Raw genomic sequence first — 26,177 nt, 5'->3', positions numbered from 1 at the left:
TTATACCTGCCTTTAAAAATCTTAGCCTTGATATGGATGATCAGGGCTTATCATAATTGTATTTATAGATTTAGCTTTACCAGTGTCATTATTAATATCAATAATACAACCAGAAACAATTCCATTACCATTTTCTTCAACTTCAAACCTGGTTGGGCGTTGTGTTAAAAAGCGATGAATAATATTGTTATATTTCATGCCTAAAACTCCATCAATGGGGCCACACATTCCAGCATCGGTTAAAAATGCAGTTCCATTTTTCAGAATTCGATTGTCATTAGTTTGAACATGCGTATGCGTACCAACTAGTGCACTAATTTTACCATCTAAATACATCGCCATGACCTGCTTTTCACTAGTGGTTTCGGCATGAAAATCAACAAAAATACTATCAACTTGTGATTTTAAATCGTCAACTAAATCGTTAACCATTCTAAAAGGATCATCAATAGGATCCATAAAAATACGACCCTGTAAATTAATAACAGCAACTTTTTTACCATTAATATTGATAATTGTGTAACCATTACCAGGAGTATCCTGTCCTGGAAAATTTAAAGGTCTTACTAATTTTTTTGTATCATCAATAAATTCAAAAATTTCCTCATTATTCCAAGCATGATTACCTAATGTTATTACATCAGCACCAGCATTCATAATGCCTTTATAAACTTTTTTATTAATACCTCGACCAAAAGAAGTCGCATTTTCACCATTTACTATTGTTAATTGTGGCTTATAATCTCTTTTTAAAATTGGCAGATATTGTTCAATCATTTTCATACCTAGATTGCCAACGACATCCCCAAGAAATAAAATTTTCATATTTTTCCTCAATTCATTATTTATATAATAATAATTTTACACCGATTTAGATAAAATAAAAAAGACCAAAATGGCCTTTTTTATTTTGCATATTCAATCGATCTAACTTCTCTAATAATTGTAACCTTAATATGTCCAGGATACTCCATATCAGATTCGATTTTATTTTTAACATCTCTAGCTAAAACAATCGCTTGTGTATCAGATAATTTATCTGGTTTAACAATTATGCGAATTTCACGTCCCGCTTGAATAGCATAGCTTTTCTTAACTTCATCAAAACTATCACCAATTTTTTCAAGACTTTCAAGACGATGAACAAAGCTTTCTAGTGACTTGCTTTTAGCACCTGGTCTAGAAATTGCAATTTTATTAGCAATACTTACTAATTCTGAAATAATATATTTAGGTTCTTTATTTTCATTATCACTAGCAATTGAATCAATAATAACAGGACTCTCATGATACTTTTTAGCTAGATCAATTCCAATATCAATATGGGAACCTTCAACTTCATTATTAACAGAACGACCAATTTCATGTAATAATCCCGCACGTTTTGCTAACACTACGTCTTCACCTAGTTCAGCAGCTAAAACACCAGATAATTTTGCGACTTCAATAGAATGGCTCAAAACATTACGTCCATAGTAAATTTTAAAGTTTAATTTACCAATTAAGCTAATAATTTCAGGATTCATAGAATGAATACCTAAATCAAAAACTGTTTCTTCACCAATTTCTTGAATCTTTTCATCAAGTTCACGACGACTTTTATCAACCATTTCCTCAATACGAGCTGGATGAATTCTACCATCCTTAATTAATTTTTCTAGCGCCATTTTAGCAACTTCGCGTCTGATTGGATCAAATCCACTTAATACAACAGCCTCAGGAGTATCATCAATTACTAAATCAATTCCTGTAAGTGTTTCAAAAGTACGGATATTCCGTCCTTCTCTACCAATAATACGTCCTTTCATATCATCACTAGGCAAATTAACAACTGAAACAGTTGTTTCTGAAACAATATCAGCTGCACTTTGTTGAATTGCCTCAACCACAAGATTTTTAGCATTTATACTAGATTCTTTTTTCGCTTGATTATAACTATCTTTAACCATCTTAGCTCTTTCATCAGCTAATTGATTTTTAGTTTCACCAATAATTAAATCTTTTGCTTCATCTTGTGATAAAGAAGAAATTCTTTCCAACTCAGTTTGACGTTGATTAACCAAATTATCAGCATCCTGTTGTTTTTGTTCTAATTTTTTTTGACTAACGTTTAACTTTTTATCCTTATTATCTAAGGAAGCTTCCCGCTTATCAAAGGCATCTTCTTTTCTATCTAAAGCATCTTCTCTTTGAATCAAGCGATTTTCTTGACGTTGAACTTCCGCACGTCTTTGCTTAATTTCTTTTTCAATATTAGAACGATAATGATTACTTTTTTCTCTAGCCTCAAGCAACTTTTCTTTAGCAGAAGTTTGAGCTTGCCTTTTGGCATTATCCAAGATATCTTTTGCACTTTTATGGGCAATAGCTAATTTTTTTTCAACTATATTTTTATGTAAAAACATACCTATAAAAGCACCTAAAACAACAGCGATGATTACGAGGATTATGGAAACAAACATATAAGTCATAGGCTTAAGTTACACCTCCAAACCATCATAGAATAAAATAAAATTGTATTATAACTGTAATTAAATTATTAAGTACTACTATATTTTAAATTTTACTGGTAAAAGTGTCAATATATCTACTCCTAATATAGGACTATTAATTTTAAAATATACTTTTTTATGTAATAAAAAAGTAATTTAGACATTTATAGCCAAATTACTCTTCAAAAGCATTAATTTATTTTTCAGCGGCTTCATCTGATTTTGAACTTTCTTCGTCATCAGATTCATCTTCCATTCCATAAGCGGAACGTACTTTCTTATTAATTTCTGCCATTTTATCTGGATTATCAGATAGATATTGTTTAGCATTTTCTCTACCTTGTCCAATACGTTCGTCTCCGTATGAATACCAAGATCCAGCTTTATTAATGATATCTTGGTCAACTGCCATATCAACCAATTCACCGGTTTGAGAAATACCTTCTCCATACATAATATCTACTTCAATACGTTTAAATGGAGGAGCTACCTTATTTTTTGCAACTTTAATTTTGGTACGGTTACCAATAACGTCAGTTCCATTTTTAATTTGTTCAGCTCGTCTAATTTCTAATCTGATAGTTGAATAAAACTTAAGTGCACGACCACCAGGTGTAGTTTCAGGATTACCGAACATAACACCAACTTTTTCTCTAATTTGGTTAATAAATAGTGCAATGGTCTTGGTCTTATTAATCGAACCAGATAATTTTCTAAGTGCTTGTGACATCAAACGAGCTTGTAAACCAACATGGGCATCACCCATTTCACCTTCAATTTCTGCACGTGGTACTAATGCAGCAACTGAATCGATAACCACGATATCAATAGCTCCACTTGAAACTAAAGCATCACAGATTTGCAGACCTTGTTCACCAGTATCAGGCTGTGATAATAGTAGATCATCAATATTAACACCCAAATTAGTTGCATATACTGGATCTAAAGCATTTTCAGCATCAATATAAGCAGCTGTTCCACCTTGCTTTTGTACCTCAGCAACAGCTTGTAATGCAAGCGTAGTTTTACCAGAACTTTCAGGCCCATAAATTTCAACAATACGACCTCTTGGAAATCCACCTACACCTAATGCATTATCTAATGCAATTGATCCTGATGGAATCGTTGATATTCTGGTATCTCCACGGTCTCCCATTCGCATAATGGAACCTTTACCGAATTCTTTTTCAATTCGTTTTAAAGCACCATCTAGAGCTGCTTTACGTTCATCAGCCATTCAATGACCTCCTCGTCACAATAATCGTTATATAATTATTCAATATTTATACTATACTAATATATTTTAAAAAAATCAAGCAAAAAAGAACGAATGTTCGTGTTACTTGTTGTATTCATTTTCAATAATTTTCATTGCAGCATTGACTGATTGCATTCGAATTTCATTGCGATTACCCTTAAAAATAAATTTTTTAGAATATACTGGATAATTTAAATAATCAATCCCAATAAAAACAGTGCCAGCAGGATGATTTTCTAAAGAAGATGGTCCTGCAACACCAGTAAAAGAGATCCCAACATCAGTATTCATTTTATTTTTTGCTTGTTTAGCCATCCAGATAGCATTTTCATTAGAAACAACACCATACTGATCTATTACAGTGGATGGGATATCCAGCATTGATTCTTTAGCTTCATTTGCATAGGTAACAAATCCACCCGGAAAAATAGCAGAAACTCCTGAAATGCCACCTAAAGTCGACTGAAACATCCCTGCCGTTAAACTTTCAGCTGCAGTAATACTAATATTTTTTTGAATCATTTTTTCTATAATTGAAGAGTCAATTTTCATTAATAATTCAACCTTTCATGATTAAATACGTTTTAAGAAAGAAATATTTTTTAAAAAGAATCAGAAAATAGATCTCTACTTCTAATAAAGTATTCAGCACCTGAATATACTGTAAAGAATAAGCATACATATAAAAGTAGAGTCCCTAATCCTAAATTAAATAAAGTCAAATTAATAAAATCATTTAATAATAATAAAACAATGGAAATCATTTGAGTAGCAGTCTTTATTTTACCTGGCCATGCTGCGGCAATTACTTCACCATCATTTTCAACGGCAATTAATCTTAAACCGGTAACTGCTAACTCACGACAAACAATAATAGCAGCTACCCATGATGGCACTAAGCCATAGGAAACTAAAATAATGAAAGCTGACATGACAATCATTTTGTCTGCTAAAGGATCAGCGAACTTACCGAAATTAGTTACCAAATGTTGATGACGAGCAATTTGACCGTCAAGAAAATCTGTAATGCAAGCAACTGCAAAAATTAAGGCTCCTACGATCCTAACAACAGAAATAGTAGTTCCCATAATAATTGTAGTTCCTAAATTTAAGGGAAACGATAGTAGTAAAATAAAGACTGGAATCATAATAATTCTAATTAAAGTTAATTTATTAGGTAAATTCAAAATACAGTACTCCTTCTTTTATTCGATTAAAAAAAGGGCTTTAAAGCCCTCTTTTTTATTTAAAATTGATAGTAATCATCGTTGTTAATGGAACATTTTTATCAAGATTTAATGGTTTATTATTAATAAGAATCTTGGTTCCTGGAACATTACCTAATGACATTGAAATACTTTTGGTTCCATTAGGTATTTTAACACTCTTTTTGTCACCTGAATTTTGTGCGCCTGAGAATAAAGTTTTACCATTAGCAGAAATAGATGACCAAGCACGGCTGCTTGCATTTAAACTAACGGTATTTTCCTTGCTACCAGTGACTTCATATTCAGTTGTATTAACTTTTTTAATAGCAGTCTTGTTGACCTTTTTATCAACTGTCTTTTTATGTACAGTTTTTTTATTATTAGCATCACTTGATTCTGAAGACTTTTCAGAAGAACCACTAACAGAAACAGAACTGTTGTCGCTAATACTTGTATCTGAAGATTTATTGGTTTTAGCAACTACTCCCCATACAACAAAAATAACAATTAAAATAACTATAATAGTACCAACAATTGGAATAAGTTTTCTTAATGAATCGCGTTTGTTTTCCTTATTCTGGATTGCAGATTTTCTAGATAAACTATCATCTGAAACCTTTTGAGTATATTCTTCAGTTTGTGTATCTGGTAGATTATCATCATGTTCGTTAAGTAATTCCATGCCATCAATACCGACAGTATCAGCAAATTGCTTAACAAATGCTCTAACATAAAAGTCACCTGGTAGTTCTGAAAAATCTTCTCTTTCAATTGCTTCCAAATAATGACTTTGAATTTTGGTAATCTTTTGTACATCGTCTAATGACATACCTTTTGCAACACGTGCATCATGTAGTGATTTACCGATTTCTACTTGTTTATTATCATCTTTTGCCATAGAAATTACTCCACTTAAATATAGATTTATATATTTTTAGTATATCATAATATAATCAAATATTTTCGTTTGGAACGATAATATTTGAAATCATGTTATTAGAATTAATAAATTTTTGACCATAATACTTTAAATCTTTTATTGTAAGATTATCAATAATATCAATTTCATCGTAAAGATTAACAAAGTTATTATCACTATCACCAAGATTATTAGAAGTGGCTTCAATTGAATTCATTATCAGTATATGTTGACCAATTTCTTCCTTTTTGATTAATTCTAAGTCATCACTTAAACTATCTAATGAATTAATCGAATTATTTAATATTTTATTAATTTTTTCTATAAAATTAGATGGCTTTTCAGTATCACCAGCAATAATTGCAAAATTAAAATGATTGTTACAGTCAAAATCAAATCCGAATGAATCATCAATAATTCCTTGTTTATAAAGTTTATCATAGTTAGTTGAGTCCTCAGAAAATAATAGTTCCAATAATAATGATACTGATAATTCGTACTTAATATTATTGCCATTTGCAGGATTACCTTTAATCCCGATAGCAGCCTTAGTATTAATAACATCCATTGATTTTTGATTATCTTTTTTAATTTCTTTTGATATTAATCCCATTCTCTGAATTTCTTTAATCGGTAAAAATTTTTTATTATTCTGATTATCTTTAATAATTTGTAAAGTTTTAATCGGATCAATATTTCCAACAATATTTAATTGCATATTTGATGGTTGATAAAAAGTTTTATGAGCAGTATATAAATCTTTTGCTGTTATTTTTTGAATTGAATCAACACTTCCAGCGATATCGACATTTAAAGAAGTATCAGGATACATATTTTGAATTGTATTAAAATATAAAGCTGCTCCTGGATCATTATTGTACATTTTAATTTCTTGAGCAATAATACCCTTTTCTTTTTCAACTTTTTCTTCATTAAAATATGGTTGCTGGACAAAGTCTAACAAATTGTTCAAATTTTCTGATAAGTGGTTAGTACAAGAAAATAAATAACTAGTTCTATTAAAACTGGTAAACGCATTCGAACTAGCTCCATATTTTGAAAATATATCCATTGCATCATATCCATCTTTATCAAACATTTTATGCTCTAAAAAATGTGCAATCCCAGCTGGCATTGTTTCTTTTTGACCATCATAACTAATAAATTCATTATCCATTGAACCATATTTAGTAGAAAAAGATGCATAAGTTTTATGAAAACCCACTTTAGGGTTCATAACAACGGTTAGTCCATTATCTAAGTGCTCAATATAAACATTTTCATTATAGTTGGAATATGTCTTCATTTTTATTTGTCTCCTTTCAATAAGAATGATGTTTGTAATTTTACTTTTTTAGCAACTTGAGCTATTTGCTCAACAGTAACTTTGTTAATTCGTTCACACCATTGATCAAAGTTTATTTCTCGACTAAGCAAAATATTAACAAAACTTTGTTCCAAAATTTGTCTAGGATTGTCTAAAATTGACTTTTTAGCATTGATCATTTCTGCTTTAATACTATTAAGTAAATCTAAATCAATTTTACCTACTTTAATCGAATTTAATTGTTCGTCAATAATAGTTTGAACTTTATTAGCATTAATAGCATCAATTCCAGAATTAACTATTAAAACACCATTGAGAGCATTATAAGTACTATTGGCATAATAAGCCATACTATATTTCTCTCTGACATTCTTAAATAACTTAGACTGTGGAGTTCCTCCAAAAACCGCATTAAAAATCAAAGCAGCAAAGAAATCTTCATCGTCATAATAAATCGGTAATTTATAAGCCAAATTTAAATTACTTTGAGTAGATTTACTGTTTTCAATAATTTTTTGTAAATTAGATGAATTATGGATATATTTATCAATAAAATAAGTATTTTGACGACTTAAAATATTCATCGAATTAATATATTTAATAATGTCATCATCGTTAAATTCACCTAAAATGGAAAAATTAATATTATTATTTTTAATTACATCTAAATAATAATCATATTCATTATTGGATGTTATGTCATCATATTGATTTGTTTTACCAAATAAAAATTTGCCACGTTTAGGATCATCTTTATAAAATAGTTCTTTTAATTTTATTGATGAATAATATTGTTTATCATCTACTAATGACTTAATATACTTTTGAATGTTGCTTTTTTGTAAATTGAAAGTATCATCATCAAATTTTTTGCCATCAGAAAGCGGATTAAATATAACAGATTTTAAGAACTTAAATGCTGATTTTAATAAATTAGGTCTTCCAGGAATATATTTAGGATTCGGAATAATCAAATTAATTCTAATAATTGATAAATTTCCATATCTTAAAATATTAGTTCCAAAACTAGCCCCATACATTTTAGATAACTGCTGAGCCAACTTCGTTTGAGTAGGATAATCTTGATTGTTAGTTTCCAATAATTCTGTCAACAAAGCTCTTTTAGCAAAGTTTTCAGTGTTCAAAGGAGCAATTAAATCCACCTTAATAGTAATTGTTTTAAATTTATTTTCATGAATTGTATTTAAACTAACGCCTTTTGAGATTTCATTAAGCAAAATTATTCCTCCTTATATTTTTCAATATTCAATAACGGCGATTTATATTTATTGCCAAACCACTTTTGGCAAATCTTTTTCAATTCACCATTTTTAGCTAATTCATGTAGTCTTAAATTAATTTTATCTTTTAAAGTTTTATCGCCCTTTCTCATACCAACACCAAATTGTTCATCGGGAAATTTACCAGTAGAAACTTTATACATTGAAGGATCAGATTGGTGTGCAATATAATAGTTAGCATAATTACTATCAATTAATAATCCATCAATTCTCTTATGAGTTAAGTCAATAAAAGCATTAGTAAAAGAGTTATATAAGATTGGTGAATTATTTTTAATCCGATTTTTTAAAACACTAGGATCATTGTTAATATCATTTAATCCTGAAGAACCACTTTGGACACCTAATACTTTATTATTCATATCTTTAAAATTATTAATATGTGAAGATTTAAGTGAAACTAATTCTTGTTCATTCGACAAATAAGGATTAGAAAAAGCTACATTCTTCTTACGCTCTGGAGTGGCAGAAAATCCATTCCAAATTAAATCAATTGTTCCATTACGCAATTCAGTAACATTCATAGACCAATCAATTGGTTGAAAAATGGGTTTAATATCGTATTTTTTAAAGACTGCTTTGGCTAAATCAACATCAAATCCAGTAATTTGACCACTTTTATTTTCATATCCCATCGGTACAAAGGTAACATCTAGACCAATAGTAACTTTCTTATTCTTTTTTATTTTAGACCAATTATCTTGAGTATTAGCTTTTTGTGTTAGTGATTGACAACCACTTAAAATGAAGATTGAACAAAAAGACAAAAATAAGATTATAAATTTCAAATATCTTTTATTCACAATTATCACCTCTTAAATTGGTTTTACTTCTTTTATTTTATCCGAAATTTGATTAGCAAAATTAGTATCGTGAGTAACTACCAACTGGGTAATATTTTGATTTTTCAAATTCAAAATTATTTTACCGACTTCCTCACTTAACTTGGGATCCAATGCAGATGTAGGTTCATCGTAGCAAATTATTTTAGGATGCATCGCCAAGGTTCGAACAATTGCTACCCGTTGCTTTTGTCCACCAGATAACTGATATGGATACAAATCTTCTTTTCCATTTAAATCTAATTGATCAATTAAAATTTTAGCTTCTTTTTCTGCATCCATTTTAGATTTTTTTAAAACCAATTGTGGAGCCAAGGTAATATTATCAATTACCTTTAAGTTGGGAAAAAGGCCAAAATCTTGAAACACAACACCAATTAGAGATTCAGAATTATTCGTTGGGTCAAATTGTTTATCATCAATATAAAATTCACCTGAATCAACTTCTTCTAAACCGGTTATACATCTAAGAAGTGTTGTTTTACCGGCACCAGAAGGCCCAACTATTCCTAATATTTCATCACTATTAACCGATAAATCCATATTTTTTATAATTTGTTTATTTTGAAAACTTTTATTTAAATTTTTTATTTTAAACATTGATAATGGACCTCCTTATTTCCAGTAATTCAAACTTTTTTCTAATCTTCTTAATATGAAAGTTAAAATTGCCGTTAGTATCAAATAGAATACTGCAACTAAAATTAAAGGTAACAATGTAACATCACGTGCTGTGGCAATATTACCTGCTTGTAATAAATCACCAATTCCAATTACATAAACTAGTGATGAGTCCTTAACTAAATTGATTACTTCATTTCCGATTGATGGTAAAACAATTTTAACGACTTGTGGAATTACAATTTTTCTTAATGTTTGCCACCTAGATAATCTCAGCATTTTAGCACTTTCAAATTGATTTTGTGGAATTGATTGAAAACCACCACGAAATATTTCAGCAAAATAAGCAGCATAGTTTAAAGAAAAAGCAATTAATGCCGCTTCAAATCTAGGAAAAACTACCCCAATAATTGGAAGTCCATAAAAAATAAAGATAAGCTGTAGTAATAATGGTGTTCCACGCATTATCCATACATAAAATGCAAAAATAGATTTAATAATCTTCTTACCAGTTAAAGCAAGTGATACAACTATTCCTAATGGAATAGAAATTAGTAATGTTAAGCCAAAAATTTCTAAAGTTGTTACTACTCCAGAAAATAAAGATGGCAATATTTCAAACACATACTTCATTTAAGAAACCCTCCTTTTTAAATAAAAAACGTCCTTTTAGCAATAATGCTAAAAGGACGTTGTAACGTGGTTCCACCTAATTTTCTATCTTACTCACATAAAATAGCTCATAGAGTTTAAAACTCAAAAGATAACGGATAGAACCGGTTTATTCTTAATATATTAATTCAGAATAACAATTCACAGACGTGAAACATTAAAAATGATTATCCCATTTCACCATAGAAGGATTCTCTTATAAATCATTTTGTCATGCGCTTCTGATCATTATTTTTTTATTATTAAAAATAAGAATAACTTAATTTAACTTTTAAAGCAAATTAAATTACTTTTTGCGGCCAAATAAATGTGAAAGCTTACTCCAGAAGCCTTCTTTTTTATTTGCTTTATTGATATTCATTAAAGGAACTGTTTCTCCTTCTAACCTTCTAGCAATATTACGATAGCCTTGAGCAGTTGGATTATCAGGATTCATAACAATTGATTTACCACTATTAGATGTACTAATAACTTTATCATCATCTAAGATGATTCCCAACAAATCAATTCCTAAATGCCTGGTAATTTCATCAATATCCATATAACTATCGTCTTGCATTAATGAAGTTCTAATTCTATTTATAATTAACTTAGGTGATTCTTTCAATGGATGCTGTTCCAATAATCCAATTACTCGATCGGCATCTCTTACTGCAGATATTTCTGGAGTTGTAACCACAATTGCACCTTCAGCTCCAGAAACTGCATTAATAAAGCCTTGTTCAATTCCCGCTGGACAATCAATAAAAACATAATCAAAATCAGGCTTTAATTCATCGACAATATCCTTAACTTGTTGTTGATTTAAAGCATTTTTATCGGTATTTTGAGCTGCAGGCAATAAGTATAAAGCATCATTAAATCTTTTATCTTTAACTAAAGCTTGCGCTAAATTGGCTCTACCATCTGCAACATCAACAATATCATACATAACACGATTATCTAAACCTAGAACAACATCCAAGTTTCTTAATCCAATATCTAAATCAAGTAAGCAAACTCTTTTACCCATCATAGCTAACGCAATTCCGATGTTTGCACTGGAAGTTGTCTTGCCAACTCCACCTTTACCTGAAGTAATTACAATAGCTTTTCCCATTAAATGATGCCTCCAATACGATTAAAGAATTTTGGATTAATTCCTTTTAATTCATTAATTTTACCATAACTTAATAGATGTAAATCATTAACATAAACAACAGTATTTTCAGAATCTTTAATTGGATTATCAGACACAATATCATATTGTTCCCCAACTCTAACCTGTTGTGCATTATGTAAATTACCAATAATTAATTTATCTTCTGAATCAGGATATCCTGATTGAACAATACCACGAATGTCTCCCATATTATAAATATTTCCAGAGGATATTAGCTTACCTCCTTCATGAATTGTACCAAAAAATAATATATCACCGTCAACATAAACCTCTTGACCATTACGAATAGTTTTACTGATTGGTTCAATGTATTTTTGCATAAATTGCTGTTTAGCATCTTCTTTGGTTAAAACATTAGACAAAAATTGACCAATTTTTATACCATGATGTTTAGCAACATTCATTTCAATTGTTTCTTCTTGCTTTTCTGAAAATAATCGATTACCTAATTGAACATTTAGTTTAACATCTTCTGAATTATTAATATTTTCTTGACTCAAGCGATCTAATAAAGATGATAAATCATCATTAATTTTATTAAAACTAGATGACTCATCTAATATTATTTCATAACCGGATTGAGTACCTTTCAATACAACTGATTGCATCAATTGAAAACTCCTCTTTGAATATTTAGTTTAAGTGATCAAATAGTAACTGACAAGGAATATACAAAAAAATTAATAAAATAACATTAATTATTAAAGTAGGGCCCAAAACATGAGTCAAAAAAAAGCTATCTGACATTTCAGTTAAGTGTTTTAATCTATTAGCAAAAAATGATAAATAATATATTAAAAAAATATCTATTATATAAATTAATAAAGCACTAAATATATTTACTGAAAAATACTTATATAATTTTTTACCAACATAAATAGCCAAGGGAAATATAAATACATATACTCCCAATATTCCTGTATAGTAAGAATCAAATAATAGCCCTGCTAAAGCAGACCACCATTCAATTCTGAGATTTATCCGATACTGAAAAAACATTGCATAAAACAACCATAAAAAAGTTAGTTGTGGAATAAAGTAATAACCGTTAAATAATAAGTGACTAAATACCAATGAAATCGAACCATCTAAAAATAATGCAATCAAAATTCCAATTGGTAAAATATATCTTAAAGGAGAATGACTTAACATATTAATTACCCCTCCTATTGTTGTTTAGCAGCTACAGTAACTGCTTCTAAATCATTTATATCGGATGGAGATTTAATATAAATTTTAGATGAAGTTCCATAATCGTCTTTTTTATTTTTAGAAACTGATCCTACATAAAGTCCCTTAGGAGTAATACCACCTAGTCCATTTGTAGATACTTTATCACCCTTTTGCAACTGAATTTTAGTATTTAAATGACCCATTACTAGTTCTCCAGTAGATCTATCAAAGCCATTAATCAAACCATTAACAATTTTACCCTTACGATTAATGATTTGAACAGAAAATTTATTATTAGAGTCAGAGTTATTAGAAATTAATTCCACTTTACTATTAGTAGTGTTAACTTCTGAAATTCTACCAATTAAACCATTACCACCTAATACAGGCATATATTTTTTAACTCCAGCACTTTGACCTTTGTTAATAATCAATTGATTTTGCCATGCAGAAGGGGTTCTTGATAATACTTCTGCATTGATGGGAGTATAATCTGTCATCCCTGAATTCATTTTTAATTGTCTTTTTAACTGACTATTTTCCTGCTCTACAGCTTGATTTTTAACTTTGGTGGCAACTACATTATCAACTTGCGTTTTTAATCGTTGATTTTCTTTGTAGGTATTAATTAAATTATTAATATTTTCTGAACCATGTCGAACCGTATTAATTGGAAAAGCAACAACTGTGTCAGCAATTCCAACAATATCGTTCCCAAATCGTTGAATAAAAGGTGGCATTGCTCGATTGTTTCTGGTACTAACTGATAGAGTCATAAAACCTATACTTAAAACTAAACAAACTATTACAATTACCCATTTACGATTGGAGAAAAATTTGTGCATTGTCGATTCCTCCGAACTTTAATAATAAATAAGCGGGAAGATATCTTATCCACCCGCTTTAATTTATCTATTTTCTCTTCATTACATCAATATTTTTTAGTGATTCACCAGTTCCGATTGCAACGCAATCAAGCGGGGTTTTAGCAACGGAAACAGGAACTTTAGTGGCCTCAGAGATAACTTGTGGTAGATTTTTAAGTAAGGCTCCACCACCTGTTAAAACAATACCATGATCAATAACATCTGCTGAAATTTCAGGTGATGTTTCTTCTAGAGTTTCCTTAACAGTACTAATAATTTCTTGAATTGGCTCTTCAATCGCTTTAGCAACATCTTCTGCTGAAATTTCAATGCTTTTTGGGAGTCCAGTTAATAAGTAACGACCACGAATAGTAACATTTTCAATATTCTTAGCTGCTTCTAATGAAGCTGAACCAATATCCCATTTTAATTTTTCAGCAGTTCTTTCACCAATTAGCAAGTTATAGTTTTTACGAATGTATGTAGCGATTGCATCGTTTAAACGATCACCAGCAACTCTTAATGAACGACTTGATACGATTCCACCAAGTGAGATAGTAGCAACATCAGTCGTTCCTCCACCAATATCCACTACCATACTACCAGTAGGATCCATAATTGGGAGTCCAGCCCCAATAGCAGCAGCAAATGGCTCTTCAATTACATAGGCATCTCTGGCACCAGCAACTCTAGTAGCATCGATTACAGCACGTTTTTCAACAGCAGTAATTCCACTAGGTACACATACCATTACATATGGTTTACCTGATGAATGACCCACAGTTTTGTTAATATAATATTTTAGCATAGTTACAGTAGTATCATAATCTGCAATAACACCATCTTTCATCGGACGAATAGCAGCAATACTTGCAGGCGTACGACCAATCATGTCTCTTGCTTCTTGTCCTACTGCAACAATTTCTCCATTTTTAGTATTTTTAGCGACAACTGAAGGTTCTCTTAACACAATTTGTTTACCGTCAACATAAACAATTGTGTTTGCAGTTCCTAAATCAATTCCAATGTTTTTAGTTCCAAATCCAAACACAATTTTTCATCCCTTCATAATTCATTTGGTTGGTTTATTAATTTTACCTTTTAATTATATCATAATTATTAGTTTTAAAATTACAATAACAATACCTAGTGTAAACGATTTTGACTTATTTATCATTAATGTTTCACAAATTTAATAAAAAAGTTTTCTAACATCCGAAATAAAATATAATGAACCAGTAATTAATAATAAATCATCAGCAGACATTTGCTTAGCATTATCCATAATTGCTAATTTCCATTGGGGAACAAAATTAACTTTATTTTCTGAATAAATATCCCCAATAACTTCACTCATGTCAGTGGATTTACGATTATTAGGTCCGTTAAATTCTGTTAAAGTTATATGAACATTTTTTATCTTAGCTAATATATTAATCATGTTCATATACTGCTTATCATCCAGGATTGCTAAAACAATATAAATGTCGTAGTTGTGAAAATGATTTTTTAATAAATCAGCTAACTCTACAATTGCTGGTTGATTATGAGCTCCATCTATCACGACTAGTGGGTCAACGCTAACTTTTTCAAAACGCCCCGCCCAAAAAGAATTTAACAAGCCTTTTTTTATAACTTTAACATTTATAGGTTCATTATTTAATGCTTTGTAACGAACATAGGCTTCAATTGCACACCCCGCATTGTCAATCTGATAATTGCCTAACATTTTAATGGTTAAATCTTTTAGCTCATTTTTATTATCTGAAAATAAAAATTTTTCACTCCATGAGCCTTCCCTTTCTTTATGAATACAATAATTGTAATCTGGAATAAATAATTTACTTCGCTTATCTTCACAAATTGATTTTATAACATTCAATGCTTCTGTTGGTAATTTACCAACTACACAATCTACTTTCTCTTTAACAATTCCCGCTTTTTGAGCTGCAATTTCACTTAATGTATTGCCTAATATTTTCATATGATCATAACCAATTGTAGTAATAACTGAAACTTTGGGCGTAAAAACATTCGTTGAATCAAGCAAGCCACCGATTCCTACTTCTACTAAAACAATATCTACTGGATTTTTAGCAAAATATAAAAACATCATAGTAGTTACAATTTCAAATTCTGTGGGTCCATCACCTGCTAAATCATCGTCCATTTGCTCTACAATTGGTTTGATTAAATTAATTAAATCAATAATTTCACTATCTTTAATTGGTATTCCATTAACGCTAATCCGCTCATTAAATTTAATTAAAAATGGTGAAGTAAAACTTCCAACATTTAATCCTTCTGCTTGAAAAATATTTCTCAAAAAAGTTAAAGTTGATCCTTTACCATTGGTTCCTGCAATATGAATCCCATTAATTTTATCTTGAGGATTATTTAGTTTAAATAAAAGTGATTTTATAACATCTAAAGTGGGATGCTTACTAAACTTATGTCTTCCATGAATAAAATTTATAGCATCTTCATAATTCATTAACTTTCATCTCCTAAAAAAAGCCGAGCATCAGCTCGACTTTTTAAATTAATTATTTTTGACTTTTAATATCTTCTAGTCTTTGTTTAGCAGCTTCTAATTTAGATTCATTATCAGTTTGTTTTTCTTTTTCAGCATTAACAACTTGTTCAGGTGCATTATCAACAAAACGCTTGTTAGCAAGTTTCTTTTCGGCACGTTGAACTTCAAATGTATAATTATCAATATCTTTTTGAATACGAGTAATTTCTTCATCTAAATCAACAAGTTCAGCTAATGGAATACTAATTTCAGCATCAGTAATAATTCCAGTCATTGATAATTTAGGTGCTTCAATATCTGAACCTACATTAAATTTCTTTGGATGACAGAAACGATCAATATAATGACGATTAGTTTCAAAAATATTCTTTAATTCAGCATTATCAGTTTTAACTAATAAATCAATTGATGATGACATTGGAGCATTAGCCTTAGCACGAATATTTCTAACAACCTTGATTAATTCAATCAATGCAGACATATTCTTTTCGGCCTGATCATCATTAAATTCTTTATTTTCAACTGGATATGGAGCAACCATAATAGATTTACCTTCATGAGGCATTGTTAACCAAATTTTTTCAGTTACAAATGGCATCATTGGGTGCATTAATTTTAGAATTTTATCTAAAACATAAGCCAAGATATTTCTGGTGTTTTCTTTAGCTTTAGCATCATCACCGTTAAGAGTTTCCTTACTCATTTCAATATACCAGTCACAAAAGTCATTCCAGATAAAGTCATATAAAGCACGACCAGCTTCACCAAAGTTATACTTTTCAAATAAATCAGTTACTTGAGTAACGACATTATTCATACGACTTAAAATCCACCGATCAGCTAAATTCCATTCACTTTTATCAGGTAATACTGGTTTATCCATATCACCTAAATTCATGATTACATAACGACTAGCATTCCAAATCTTATTAATGAAATTCCATGCTGATTCGATTTTTTCATAACTAAAGCGAACATCTTGTCCGGCAGTATTACCAGTTGCTAAGAACCATCTTAGTGAATCAACACCATACTTATCGATAACATCCATTGGATCGATTCCGTTACCTAATGATTTGCTCATCTTACGACCTTGTGAATCACGCATTAATCCATGTAGTAACACATCTTTAAATGGACGTTCATTCGTAAATGTTAAGCTTTGGAAAATCATACGAGAAACCCAGAAAAAGATAATATCATATCCAGTAACCAAAGTATTAGTTGGGAAATAACGTTTGAAATCAGCAGAATTTTCATCAGGCCAACCTAAAGTTGAGAAAGGCCATAATGCTGATGAGAACCAAGTATCAAGAACATCTGGATCTTGTTCCCAATTTTCGGCGTCTTTAGGTGCTTCCATTCCAACATACATTTCGCCAGATTGCTTGTTGTACCAAGCTGGAATTCTATGTCCCCACCATAATTGGCGTGAAATAACCCAATCATGAATGTTATCCATCCATTGAGTAAAAGTATTTTCAAAACGTTTTGGAATAAAATTAACTTTATCATCAGTAGATTGATTTTCAACTGCACGGTCAGCTAAAGGCTTCATTTTAACAAACCATTGAGTTGAAAGTCTTGATTCTATTTGTACACCGGTTCTTTCTGAATGACCAACTGCATGGACAATTGGATCAACACTTAACATATATTGTTGATCTTCAAGGTCTTTAACCATTGCTTTTCTGGCTTCAAAACGATCCATCCCATTATACTTTCCAGCGTTTTCATTCATGGTAGCATCGCCATTCATGGTATTGATGCGCTTTAAGTCGTGACGGTTTCCAACTTTAAAGTCGTTAGGGTCGTGAGCAGGTGTGATTTTTACCATTCCAGTTCCAAATTCTGGATCTACATACTTATCAGCAATCACTGGAATTTCGCGGTTCACTAGCGGAACTACAATTTTCTTACCAATTAATTCCTTGTAACGTTCATCGTCGGGATGAACAGCAACAGCAACATCACCGAACATAGTTTCTGGACGAGTAGTGGCAATTTCAATGTAATCTTTACCATCAAAAGTCACACCATCAGCAAATGGATATTTAACATGGTAAAAAGCACCTTTATCATCTTTATGAACAACTTCAATATCTGATAAAGCAGTTTGTGCTTTAGGATCCCAGTTAATAATGTATTGGCCACGATAAATCAAGCCCTTGTTGTATAAATCAACAAACACTTTTTGAACAGCCTCTGATAATCCATCGTCTAAAGTAAAACGTTCTCTACTATAATCCAATGAAAGACCCATTTTAGCCCATTGTTGCTTAATGGTAGAAGCATATTCATCTTTCCATTCCCATACTTTATCGACAAATTTTTCACGTCCTAAATCATATCTGGAAATACCTTGTTCGGCTAATTTAGCTTCAACTTTAGCTTGAGTAGCAATTCCAGCATGATCCATCCCAGGAACCCATACTGTATCGTAACCAAGCATTCTTTTTTGTCTGATTAGCATATCTTGCAATGTAGTATCCCAAGCGTGACCTAAATGCAACTTACCAGTAACATTTGGTGGTGGCAAAACAATTGAATATGGTTTTGCTCTTTTATCGCCACTTGGTTTAAAAACGTCTTCGTCTAACCAAGTTTGATAACGTCCGTTTTCAACAGCACTATGATCATACTTTGTGGACATTTCTGTTTCTTTAGACATCGAATCCCTCCATTTTATAAAAAAAGAGCATCCCATCCCATAGGACGAAATGCTCGTGGTACCACCTAATTTAGAATATAAAAATATTCTATCTCAAAATCCATTTAACGATGGTCCCGTTCATATCTAATATTAGTTCAATATGAAAGCTCACAAGTTACTTTCTTTTTATAACTACGGAAAGTCTTTCAACTAAACAACTTTCTTTCTGTATACATAATTTTAAAAATACTTTCTTGATCATTGCTTTCGTTATTCAATAACTATATATTAGACAATTTTTAATTAATCGTCAACATCATTAGTAACTTTTTTGATGAATTCAACAACTTCCTTAAAATCTGGTTGAGAAGCTATTTCTGGAACAATTTGACGATAAACTACTTTACTATTTTCATCTAAAATGAAAACAATTCTAGCTAAAGCATCAATATCTGAAACATAAGTATCAGTTGATTTTCCAAATGATAGTTCTGAATCAGATAATAATTCCATATTTTGAACGCCCTTGGCAGCACACCAATCTTGTTGTTCTTCAATCGTGTTTTTAGAAATAGTAAAGAAATTTAATTGAGTATATTTATCAGCCTTACGATTAAATTTTTTAGTTTCTAAACTGCATACATCAGAATTTATATCTGGAACAGTACTAATCAATGTCATTTTACCTAAAAAATCATCATTCGTAATTTTGTTACCCTTAGAATTAAGTAAATTAAAAGCTGGTAATTTATCTCCAACATTTAATACTTTATCATCTAAAATAACTTCTTTTCCTAAAAATGTTAATTGCATAAATTCATCCATCCTAACTAAACTTAATAAATTAAAAATACAACTTATATGATTAAATTGCAAGCGATTTATTTGAAATAAAAAAAACTCAACTTAAAATTGAGCTTTTTAAAATTAAAGCAATTCAGAAAATACATCTTCTTGTGCATTTAAGAATTCTTCACCATTTTTAATATCAACAATTTTCACTTTATCTAATGCGCGTTCCATTAATCCTTCAACATCGATCATTGCTTCACATTCACGAGTGCGATATAAATTAGGCTTAGTTCTAGGTGCAGGTGGTGTAAATACTGTACAGCAATCTTCGAAAGGCATGATTGATAAATCATAAGTATCAATGTTTTCAGCAATTCTAATGATTTCGGTCTTATCTAAAGAACTTAATGGTCTTAACACTGGCAAATTGGTAACGTCATTGATAGCCATCATGCTTTCTAACGTTTGAGATGCAACCTGTCCCAAAGATTCACCGGTAAAAATACCTTTACAATGTCTTTTTAATGTTAAGGCAGTTGTTAATCTTAACATCATTCGACGTTGCACAGTCATTAAGTATCCTTCAGGAACTTTATCCTTAATTTCTTCTTGAATTTCAGTAAAAGGAACTTGTAGAAATTGAATGTTCCCACCAAAACGAGTTAACTTTTCAGTTAATTGTTTTGCCTTAGCAAGTGCTTGTTCACTAGTGTATGGAGGACTATAAAAGTGAACCATATCTAATCTAACGCCACGTTTCATCCCTAAATATGAAGCTACTGGAGAATCAATTCCACCAGATAACATCATTGTGGCACGACCACCAGTTCCAACAGGTAATCCACCTGCACCAGAAATAGTTAAACTAGATAAGAAAATTCCATTCATTCTAAACTCAGCACGAATTGTAATATCAGGATCTTTCATTTGAGCTTTAATTCCATCAATTTCATTAACAACTGCACCACCTAATGCATCATTAATTTCATGAGTATTCAAGGGAAAGTTCTTATCTTGTCGTCTAGTATCAATTTTAAAAGTCATCCCTGGTTTATATTGTGATTTAACAATTTCAGCAACAACTTTTTTAGCGGATTCAATATCTTTTTCAACCTTCATAACAGGGGAAAAAGTTTCGATTCCAAAAACATCTTTTAAACGATTCATAATTGAACTTGAATCTTCACCATTTAAAGTAATGTGCAATCGATCTCTTTTAGCGCTTATTTCAAGGTTTTCAAAATTATGAAGTACCCTTTTTACGTTTTTACCAAGTTGTTTAATGAAGTCTTTACGGTTTTTACCTTTAGTAGATAGTTCACCGTAACGAACCATTATCTCAGTATATTGCATTGATTTAACCCTTTCTATGAATTAATCTTCTTGAATTTATCATATAAAATATCAAAAACATCAATAAATCTTTTAGCTTCTTCTACTGTATTATGCTCATCTAATGAAATTCTAACTGCACTAGTTGATTCATCTTCAGGAATTTTCATTGCATTTAGTGTACTAGAAGCTAAGTGCTTTTTAGATGAACATGCACTTGTTGTTGAAATAAATATATCATAACTTTCAAATGCATGAACAATAGTTTCACCTTTTACGCCTTTAATTGCAAAACATAAAATATGTGGTGCAAAATTACTTGTGACCTTAGAGAAAGTAATTATTTTATCATACTTTTTAATATGGTCAAAAATAAGTTGCTTAATATTAACTTGGTTTTGAATTTTTTGCTTTTCATCAGTTTTTAATAGTCTTAAAGCTCTGGCCATTGCAGTAATTGACGGCAAGTTCTCAGTACTACTTCTTAAGTTGTGTTCTTGTCCACCACCGGATAATAAAGGAGCAATTTTTTTACCCTTACGTTTATACATAAACCCTACACCACGGGGAGCATGAAATTTGTGACCAGAAAAGGTAATAAAATCAGCTCGATCATTAAAAATATCATCATGAAGTCCCTTACCAAGACCTTGAACAGCATCAATATGATAACTGACTTTTGAATATTCCTTCAAAGCTTTACCAATTTCTTTTACCGGTTGAATTGAACCAACCTCATTATTAACTGCCATAATTGAAACAAGAATTGTAGTTGGCTTAATTGCTTCTTTTAAATCTTTAACATTCACTTGACCATTTTTATTAACTGGTAAATATGTGATATCAAAGCCTAATTTTGATAGATCTTTCATTGAATTCATTACAGCAGGATGTTCAATTGAACTAGTAATTATATGATTTCCATATTCTCTTCGCTCTAAAGCAGTCCCCTTAATTGCCCAATTATCACCTTCAGTTCCACCACTAGTGAAAAATATCTCTTCTGGTGATACTGACAGTAATTTAGCAATTTGTTGACGTGATTGCTCGAGCAAATGAAATGCTTGCTCTCCAAATTTATGCAAGCTAGATGGATTACCCCAAATTTTTTCACTAACCTTAGCATAAGTATCAATAACACTTAGGTCTGGTTTAGTTGTCGCACTATTATCAAAATAAATCATTTTTGCTACCCTCTTTTCCTTATACTTACTTAAAGTAATAAAATAAACAATGAATAATTATAACAGAAAAAAAGAAGTAATGTCGTTGTATTTTAACAATACCTAAATTACTTCTAAATAAAATTAATCTTTTTTATTTTCTTTTTCATGTTGTTGATAATATTCTTTTTCCATTCTATTAAAAGCACCAGAATCAACGTTATCAATTGCTTTTGAAATTGTTTTTAAACTTTCTTCGTATGAGAAATTATCAAAATACTTTTTAGATTGAATACAAGCATCGTCAACTTCTTCATTACTATTTCGGTAACGATTTGCATATTGCATTAATCTTTCTGCTAAAACTGCATTTTTAATAATGTTATCAGTATCAGAAATTAATTCTTCCATAGCTTTTTCCATATTAGATAACTTTTTATTAATATCATCCATGCTAATTTTAACTTGATTGATGGTAGAACCTAATTTAGATACTTCGTTATATGAATACTTGTATTTTTCCATATATTCATCTGTTAATCCAGGTAAATTTAAATTATCAATTTGACGACGAATATTTAAAAGCTGTAAATCGAATTTTTCAATTTTAGCTCTTGCTTCATCTTCTTCTTTATTAAGATCAGCAACTGAATCATTAATATCCTTTTGTTCTTTTTCAATTGCACTTAATTGTTTTTTTGCATCTTGTTGATGTGCCTGGATATTAGAATAGACAGCTTTATTATCAATAATTAGTTGATAATCATTATTATAAATATCTTCAATTTTATAAATCTTTTCTGCAAACAACTTGGCATTTTTTATTTCATCATGATCTAAAGTATAATTCTTACTTAATTTATTAAGTTCAGAAATTAAAATATGATTTTGACGATGAGCATGATAAATATAATCATATACTAAGTGCATATTCTTTTTAACCTTACGCTTAGCAACAATTTCCTGTTCCATCATTGAATACATAGAATCAATTGATTTTTCAATTTTATAATTATTTTGTTTGGATTCGTCTACTTTTAATTCAGACAACATCTTTAGACCATCTTCAATCATTGATGTTAATTGTTCAATAATTGATGGAATATTATCATCAATGAAGTTATATTCGGTTTGTAACATAGTATTGTGACCACGTTCAACTTCATCTAATTGTTTAGGAAATTCCTTAGACAATGAAGAATAAATTTGGGGAATTTCATCCATTACTGATTTAAGCCATTCAATATTTTTATTTAAATCAGTTAAAATATCTTCGGCAACATATTGATCGCCATCATCAACCGACTTAATAAATTTTTTATACTCTTCCTTAATAGAATTTAAAACATCTTCTAATTTATCACTACTAGGACCATAAGAATAATTTTTTGAAAGCAACTCTTTATTAATATTCTTTATTTCATTATCTAAATCGTCTACTGACCTAGAATGTTGGTCACTAAGATCTTGTAGCTTTTTTAAACCATTATTAATTTCATCCATACTGTTATTAATATTTTTTAGCTTTAATTTAGAATCATTTAATAAGGCTTTAGCTTTAAGCAAACTAAATTTTTTGGCAGCATTATGAGCATTTGCTAGCGATATTTTAATTTCTGGTAATTCATCTTTAGTTAAATTGTTAAATTTTTCTTTATATTCATTAAATTGATCAAAGGAATCACCATTCAAATTAATTTTAGAAGTAGTATCAATAACATCACCAATTGGTGCTTTACTAAGTGTATCTCTTTGATGATCAATCTTTTGAATGTTTTTTAAAACACCTTTTTGGTAAATGAATAGTAGAAAAAGCGCAATCACTACTATTACAACTATAATTATGAAAAGCATTTTTTATATTTCCCCTTAATTTCAATTTAATAATGTCTTTAATTGTAATTTGTTTTTTTTAATAATAAAATAATTTCAGATATATTAAATTATATCATACGTATAAGCTATGAAAACACCTAATAATGAATTTATAGGACAAAGGAGAACTAATATGTCAAAAATTGATGGGTTAATTGTAGAACAAATTAATTCCTTATTAACTGGTGAAAATAACAACACTGCAAATTTAGCAAACGCATCTGCACTATTAATGCAAAGTATTAGTAATATTAGTTGGGCTGGATTTTACTTATACGATGTTAAAAATAACGAATTGATACTAGGACCATTTCAAGGAAAAGTAGCATGTATGCACATAAAAAATGGTTCTGGTGTTTGTGGAACTGCTTTTAAAGAACAAAAAATATTAAGAGTAGAAGATGTTGATAAATTTCCTGGACATATTGCATGTGATTCAAACAGTAAATCAGAAATAGTTATTCCAATCACTGTTAATAATGAACAATTAGGAGTGCTAGATATTGACGCTCCTATTAAAAATCGATTTTCATCGGAAGATGAAAAAACATTAAAAGATTTTACTAAAGCCTTAAGCAATCATTTAAAGATTGACAAATAGGTAAAATGAAAGTAAAATGCTTTTTGTGTAAAATAATGCAGCAATATACGGTAAGCTCGTCAACATATTGATGCCGCAACATTGGTCCTACTAGTAACTTCACGGCTGCTGAAGCGAAAGTCGCAAAACAATATGCACGAATACTAAGTATATAAAGGATTATTTTACTCCAAAACAAATTTATTGGAGGATATTTTTATGTCTAGATATACAGGTCCAAGTTGGAGAATTTCACGTCGTCTTGGTATTTCATTATCAGGTACTGGTAAAGAATTAGCTCGTCGCCCTTACGCACCAGGTGATCATGGTCAAGGTCGTCGTGGTAAGTTATCTGAATATGGTACTCAATTAAAAGAAAAGCAAAAATTACGTTACATGTATGGTTTAACTGAACGTCAATTCTCAAAACTATTTACCCGCGCTGGTAAAATTAGAGAAGGTCGTCATGGTGATAACTTTATGGTATTACTAGAACGTAGATTGGACAATGTTGTTTACCGTTTAGGTTTAGCAACTACTCGTCGTCAAGCTCGTCAATTAGTAAACCATGGTCACATTACTGTAGATGGCAAACGTGTTGACATTCCTTCATACGAAGTAAAAGTTGGCCAAGTCGTTTCAGTACGTGAAAAATCAAAAGAACTACAAATCATCAAGGAAGCTGTTGATGCTGTTGTTGGTCGTCCACAATATGTATCATTCGATGCTGACAAACTTGAAGGTTCAATCACTAGATTACCTCAACGTGATGAAATGAATGCTGATATTGATGCTTCACTAATTGTTGAATACTACAACAAACTATAATTCAATATTTCATTTTTATCAAAAAGTGTTTTGCTTATGCAAAACACTTTTTTATTATCCATATTTAATAAATGATAAAATAATAATATAAAATAAAAGGAGTTGTATAAAATGAGTGAAGGAAATGTAAATGATCGTTTAGAACAATCTTCAATGGGTGGAACTCCAAAAGTAAATCCAGATGAGCAAAGAAAATATTTGGGAACGTTTAGAGAAAGAGTTTCTTTTGCAATAAAAATCAAAGATTTAAAAAATCCCGATGCAATTAAAGACTTAAATAAAGAATTTAATAATAATAATTCATACCAGTTAATATTAAACGGTAATCTAGAACATGATATGATATCCCCTTTTATTAAATTAGCATCGAAAAATAATATCAAATTTGTAGTTAAAACTGATTCTTTCTATAAAACCGAGCCGGAAAATTATGGGGTTGTTTATGCTAATAAACAGTCAATCAATGTAAATAAAATAGATTTCGAAAACAAATATAATCATGAAAAAGTCGAAAACAAAAATCTAGAAAAGAAAGAATCTTTTTTAGATAAAGTAAAAAATATATTTAAATAATTGA

25 protein-coding genes and 1 other annotated feature are annotated in these 26,177 nt (G+C 30.1%); of the genes, 3 read left to right on the top strand and 22 right to left on the bottom strand.

Annotation, left to right across the window (positions count from 1 at the left end; genetic code table 11):
- Window positions 1-21 precede the first annotated feature (21 nt).
- The 22 genes from MOO46_RS00880 to MOO46_RS00775 all read right to left on the bottom strand — a co-directional run bounded on the left by MOO46_RS00880 (window position 22) and on the right by MOO46_RS00775 (window position 24,171).
- Window positions 22-825, bottom strand: a complete 804-nt coding sequence (locus MOO46_RS00880) for a TIGR00282 family metallophosphoesterase (RefSeq protein WP_249511166.1) — start codon at window positions 823-825, stop codon at window positions 22-24.
- 80 nt (window positions 826-905) lie between these two features.
- A complete protein-coding gene (gene rny / locus MOO46_RS00875) occupies window positions 906-2,462 on the bottom strand; it encodes a ribonuclease Y (RefSeq protein ID WP_249511663.1) in 1,557 nt (518 codons plus the stop codon).
- Window positions 2,463-2,688: 226 nt separating this feature from the next.
- Window positions 2,689-3,729, bottom strand: a complete 1,041-nt coding sequence (recA, locus tag MOO46_RS00870; RefSeq protein WP_249511165.1) for a recombinase RecA — start codon at window positions 3,727-3,729, stop codon at window positions 2,689-2,691.
- Between the two features lie 102 nt (window positions 3,730-3,831).
- A complete protein-coding gene (locus tag MOO46_RS00865; protein WP_249511164.1) occupies window positions 3,832-4,302 on the bottom strand; it encodes a nicotinamide-nucleotide amidohydrolase family protein in 471 nt (156 codons plus the stop codon).
- 50 nt (window positions 4,303-4,352) lie between these two features.
- On the bottom strand, window positions 4,353-4,937 hold the full coding sequence (pgsA, locus tag MOO46_RS00860) for a CDP-diacylglycerol--glycerol-3-phosphate 3-phosphatidyltransferase (RefSeq protein WP_249511163.1): 585 nt from the start codon (window positions 4,935-4,937) through the stop codon (window positions 4,353-4,355).
- 55 nt (window positions 4,938-4,992) lie between these two features.
- A complete protein-coding gene (locus MOO46_RS00855) occupies window positions 4,993-5,856 on the bottom strand; it encodes a helix-turn-helix domain-containing protein (RefSeq protein WP_249511162.1) in 864 nt (287 codons plus the stop codon).
- A gap of 55 nt (window positions 5,857-5,911) precedes the next feature.
- Complete coding sequence (gene yfmH, locus MOO46_RS00850; protein WP_249511161.1) at window positions 5,912-7,183, bottom strand: EF-P 5-aminopentanol modification-associated protein YfmH; 1,272 nt, start codon at window positions 7,181-7,183, stop codon at window positions 5,912-5,914.
- A gap of 2 nt (window positions 7,184-7,185) precedes the next feature.
- Entirely contained in the window at window positions 7,186-8,442 is a 1,257-nt protein-coding gene (gene yfmF / locus MOO46_RS00845; protein WP_249511160.1) for an EF-P 5-aminopentanol modification-associated protein YfmF, read from the bottom strand.
- 2 nt (window positions 8,443-8,444) lie between these two features.
- Complete coding sequence (locus MOO46_RS00840) at window positions 8,445-9,308, bottom strand: amino acid ABC transporter substrate-binding protein (RefSeq protein WP_249511159.1); 864 nt, start codon at window positions 9,306-9,308, stop codon at window positions 8,445-8,447.
- Between the two features lie 12 nt (window positions 9,309-9,320).
- On the bottom strand, window positions 9,321-9,947 hold the full coding sequence (locus tag MOO46_RS00835) for an amino acid ABC transporter ATP-binding protein (RefSeq protein WP_249511158.1): 627 nt from the start codon (window positions 9,945-9,947) through the stop codon (window positions 9,321-9,323).
- A 15-nt stretch (window positions 9,948-9,962) separates the two neighbouring features.
- The gene (locus MOO46_RS00830; RefSeq protein ID WP_249511157.1) at window positions 9,963-10,601 is read right to left on the bottom strand and encodes an amino acid ABC transporter permease; all 639 of its coding nucleotides are present in this window, start codon (window positions 10,599-10,601) and stop codon (window positions 9,963-9,965) included.
- A 325-nt stretch (window positions 10,602-10,926) separates the two neighbouring features.
- Window positions 10,927-11,739 carry a septum site-determining protein MinD gene (gene minD, locus MOO46_RS00825; RefSeq protein WP_249511156.1) on the bottom strand — a complete coding sequence of 271 codons (813 nt, stop codon included), beginning with the start codon at window positions 11,737-11,739 and terminating at the stop codon, window positions 10,927-10,929.
- Window positions 11,739-12,410 (bottom strand): septum site-determining protein MinC, encoded by a 672-nt coding sequence (locus MOO46_RS00820; protein ID WP_249511155.1) that lies wholly within the window; start codon window positions 12,408-12,410, stop codon window positions 11,739-11,741. The genes minD and MOO46_RS00820 overlap by 1 nt, the downstream gene beginning before the upstream one ends.
- A 25-nt stretch (window positions 12,411-12,435) precedes the next feature.
- Entirely contained in the window at window positions 12,436-12,954 is a 519-nt protein-coding gene (gene mreD / locus MOO46_RS00815) for a rod shape-determining protein MreD (protein WP_249511154.1), read from the bottom strand.
- A gap of 14 nt (window positions 12,955-12,968) precedes the next feature.
- On the bottom strand, window positions 12,969-13,820 hold the full coding sequence (gene mreC / locus MOO46_RS00810) for a rod shape-determining protein MreC (protein ID WP_249511153.1): 852 nt from the start codon (window positions 13,818-13,820) through the stop codon (window positions 12,969-12,971).
- 67 nt (window positions 13,821-13,887) lie between these two features.
- The gene (locus tag MOO46_RS00805; protein ID WP_249511152.1) at window positions 13,888-14,892 is read right to left on the bottom strand and encodes a rod shape-determining protein; all 1,005 of its coding nucleotides are present in this window, start codon (window positions 14,890-14,892) and stop codon (window positions 13,888-13,890) included.
- Between the two features lie 141 nt (window positions 14,893-15,033).
- On the bottom strand, window positions 15,034-16,335 hold the full coding sequence (locus MOO46_RS00800) for a bifunctional folylpolyglutamate synthase/dihydrofolate synthase (protein ID WP_249511151.1): 1,302 nt from the start codon (window positions 16,333-16,335) through the stop codon (window positions 15,034-15,036).
- 52 nt (window positions 16,336-16,387) lie between these two features.
- Window positions 16,388-19,048: a valine--tRNA ligase gene (locus MOO46_RS00795; protein ID WP_249511150.1), complete on the bottom strand. Its 2,661-nt coding sequence runs from the start codon at window positions 19,046-19,048 to the stop codon at window positions 16,388-16,390.
- A 37-nt stretch (window positions 19,049-19,085) separates the two neighbouring features.
- Window positions 19,086-19,301: a binding site (T-box leader), on the bottom strand.
- Between the two features lie 32 nt (window positions 19,302-19,333).
- Window positions 19,334-19,843 carry a thiol peroxidase gene (locus MOO46_RS00790; RefSeq protein ID WP_249511149.1) on the bottom strand — a complete coding sequence of 170 codons (510 nt, stop codon included), beginning with the start codon at window positions 19,841-19,843 and terminating at the stop codon, window positions 19,334-19,336.
- Between the two features lie 114 nt (window positions 19,844-19,957).
- A complete protein-coding gene (gene thiI, locus MOO46_RS00785; protein WP_249511148.1) occupies window positions 19,958-21,175 on the bottom strand; it encodes a tRNA uracil 4-sulfurtransferase ThiI in 1,218 nt (405 codons plus the stop codon).
- Window positions 21,176-21,189: 14 nt separating this feature from the next.
- On the bottom strand, window positions 21,190-22,338 hold the full coding sequence (locus MOO46_RS00780; protein WP_249511147.1) for a cysteine desulfurase family protein: 1,149 nt from the start codon (window positions 22,336-22,338) through the stop codon (window positions 21,190-21,192).
- A 123-nt stretch (window positions 22,339-22,461) separates the two neighbouring features.
- Window positions 22,462-24,171, bottom strand: coding sequence for a septation ring formation regulator EzrA (locus MOO46_RS00775; protein ID WP_249511146.1), 1,710 nt, complete (start codon window positions 24,169-24,171; stop codon window positions 22,462-22,464).
- Window positions 24,172-24,325: 154 nt separating this feature from the next.
- Here MOO46_RS00775 and MOO46_RS00770 point away from each other — a divergent pair, with 154 nt between their 5' ends.
- The 3 genes from MOO46_RS00770 to MOO46_RS00760 all read left to right on the top strand — a co-directional run bounded on the left by MOO46_RS00770 (window position 24,326) and on the right by MOO46_RS00760 (window position 26,173).
- Window positions 24,326-24,793 carry a GAF domain-containing protein gene (locus MOO46_RS00770; RefSeq protein ID WP_249511145.1) on the top strand — a complete coding sequence of 156 codons (468 nt, stop codon included), beginning with the start codon at window positions 24,326-24,328 and terminating at the stop codon, window positions 24,791-24,793.
- Window positions 24,794-24,991: 198 nt separating this feature from the next.
- Window positions 24,992-25,600, top strand: coding sequence for a 30S ribosomal protein S4 (rpsD, locus tag MOO46_RS00765; RefSeq protein ID WP_249511144.1), 609 nt, complete (start codon window positions 24,992-24,994; stop codon window positions 25,598-25,600).
- 111 nt (window positions 25,601-25,711) lie between these two features.
- On the top strand, window positions 25,712-26,173 hold the full coding sequence (locus MOO46_RS00760; protein WP_249511143.1) for a YueI family protein: 462 nt from the start codon (window positions 25,712-25,714) through the stop codon (window positions 26,171-26,173).
- Window positions 26,174-26,177 lie beyond the last annotated feature (4 nt).

Origin of the sequence: Apilactobacillus apisilvae (genome assembly GCF_023380225.1) — a bacterium.
In the GTDB taxonomy this organism is placed as follows: Bacteria; Bacillota; Bacilli; order Lactobacillales; family Lactobacillaceae; genus Apilactobacillus; species Apilactobacillus apisilvae.
Note: the sequence above shows the minus strand (reverse complement) of the source record. Positions and strands in the feature narration are given on the sequence as shown.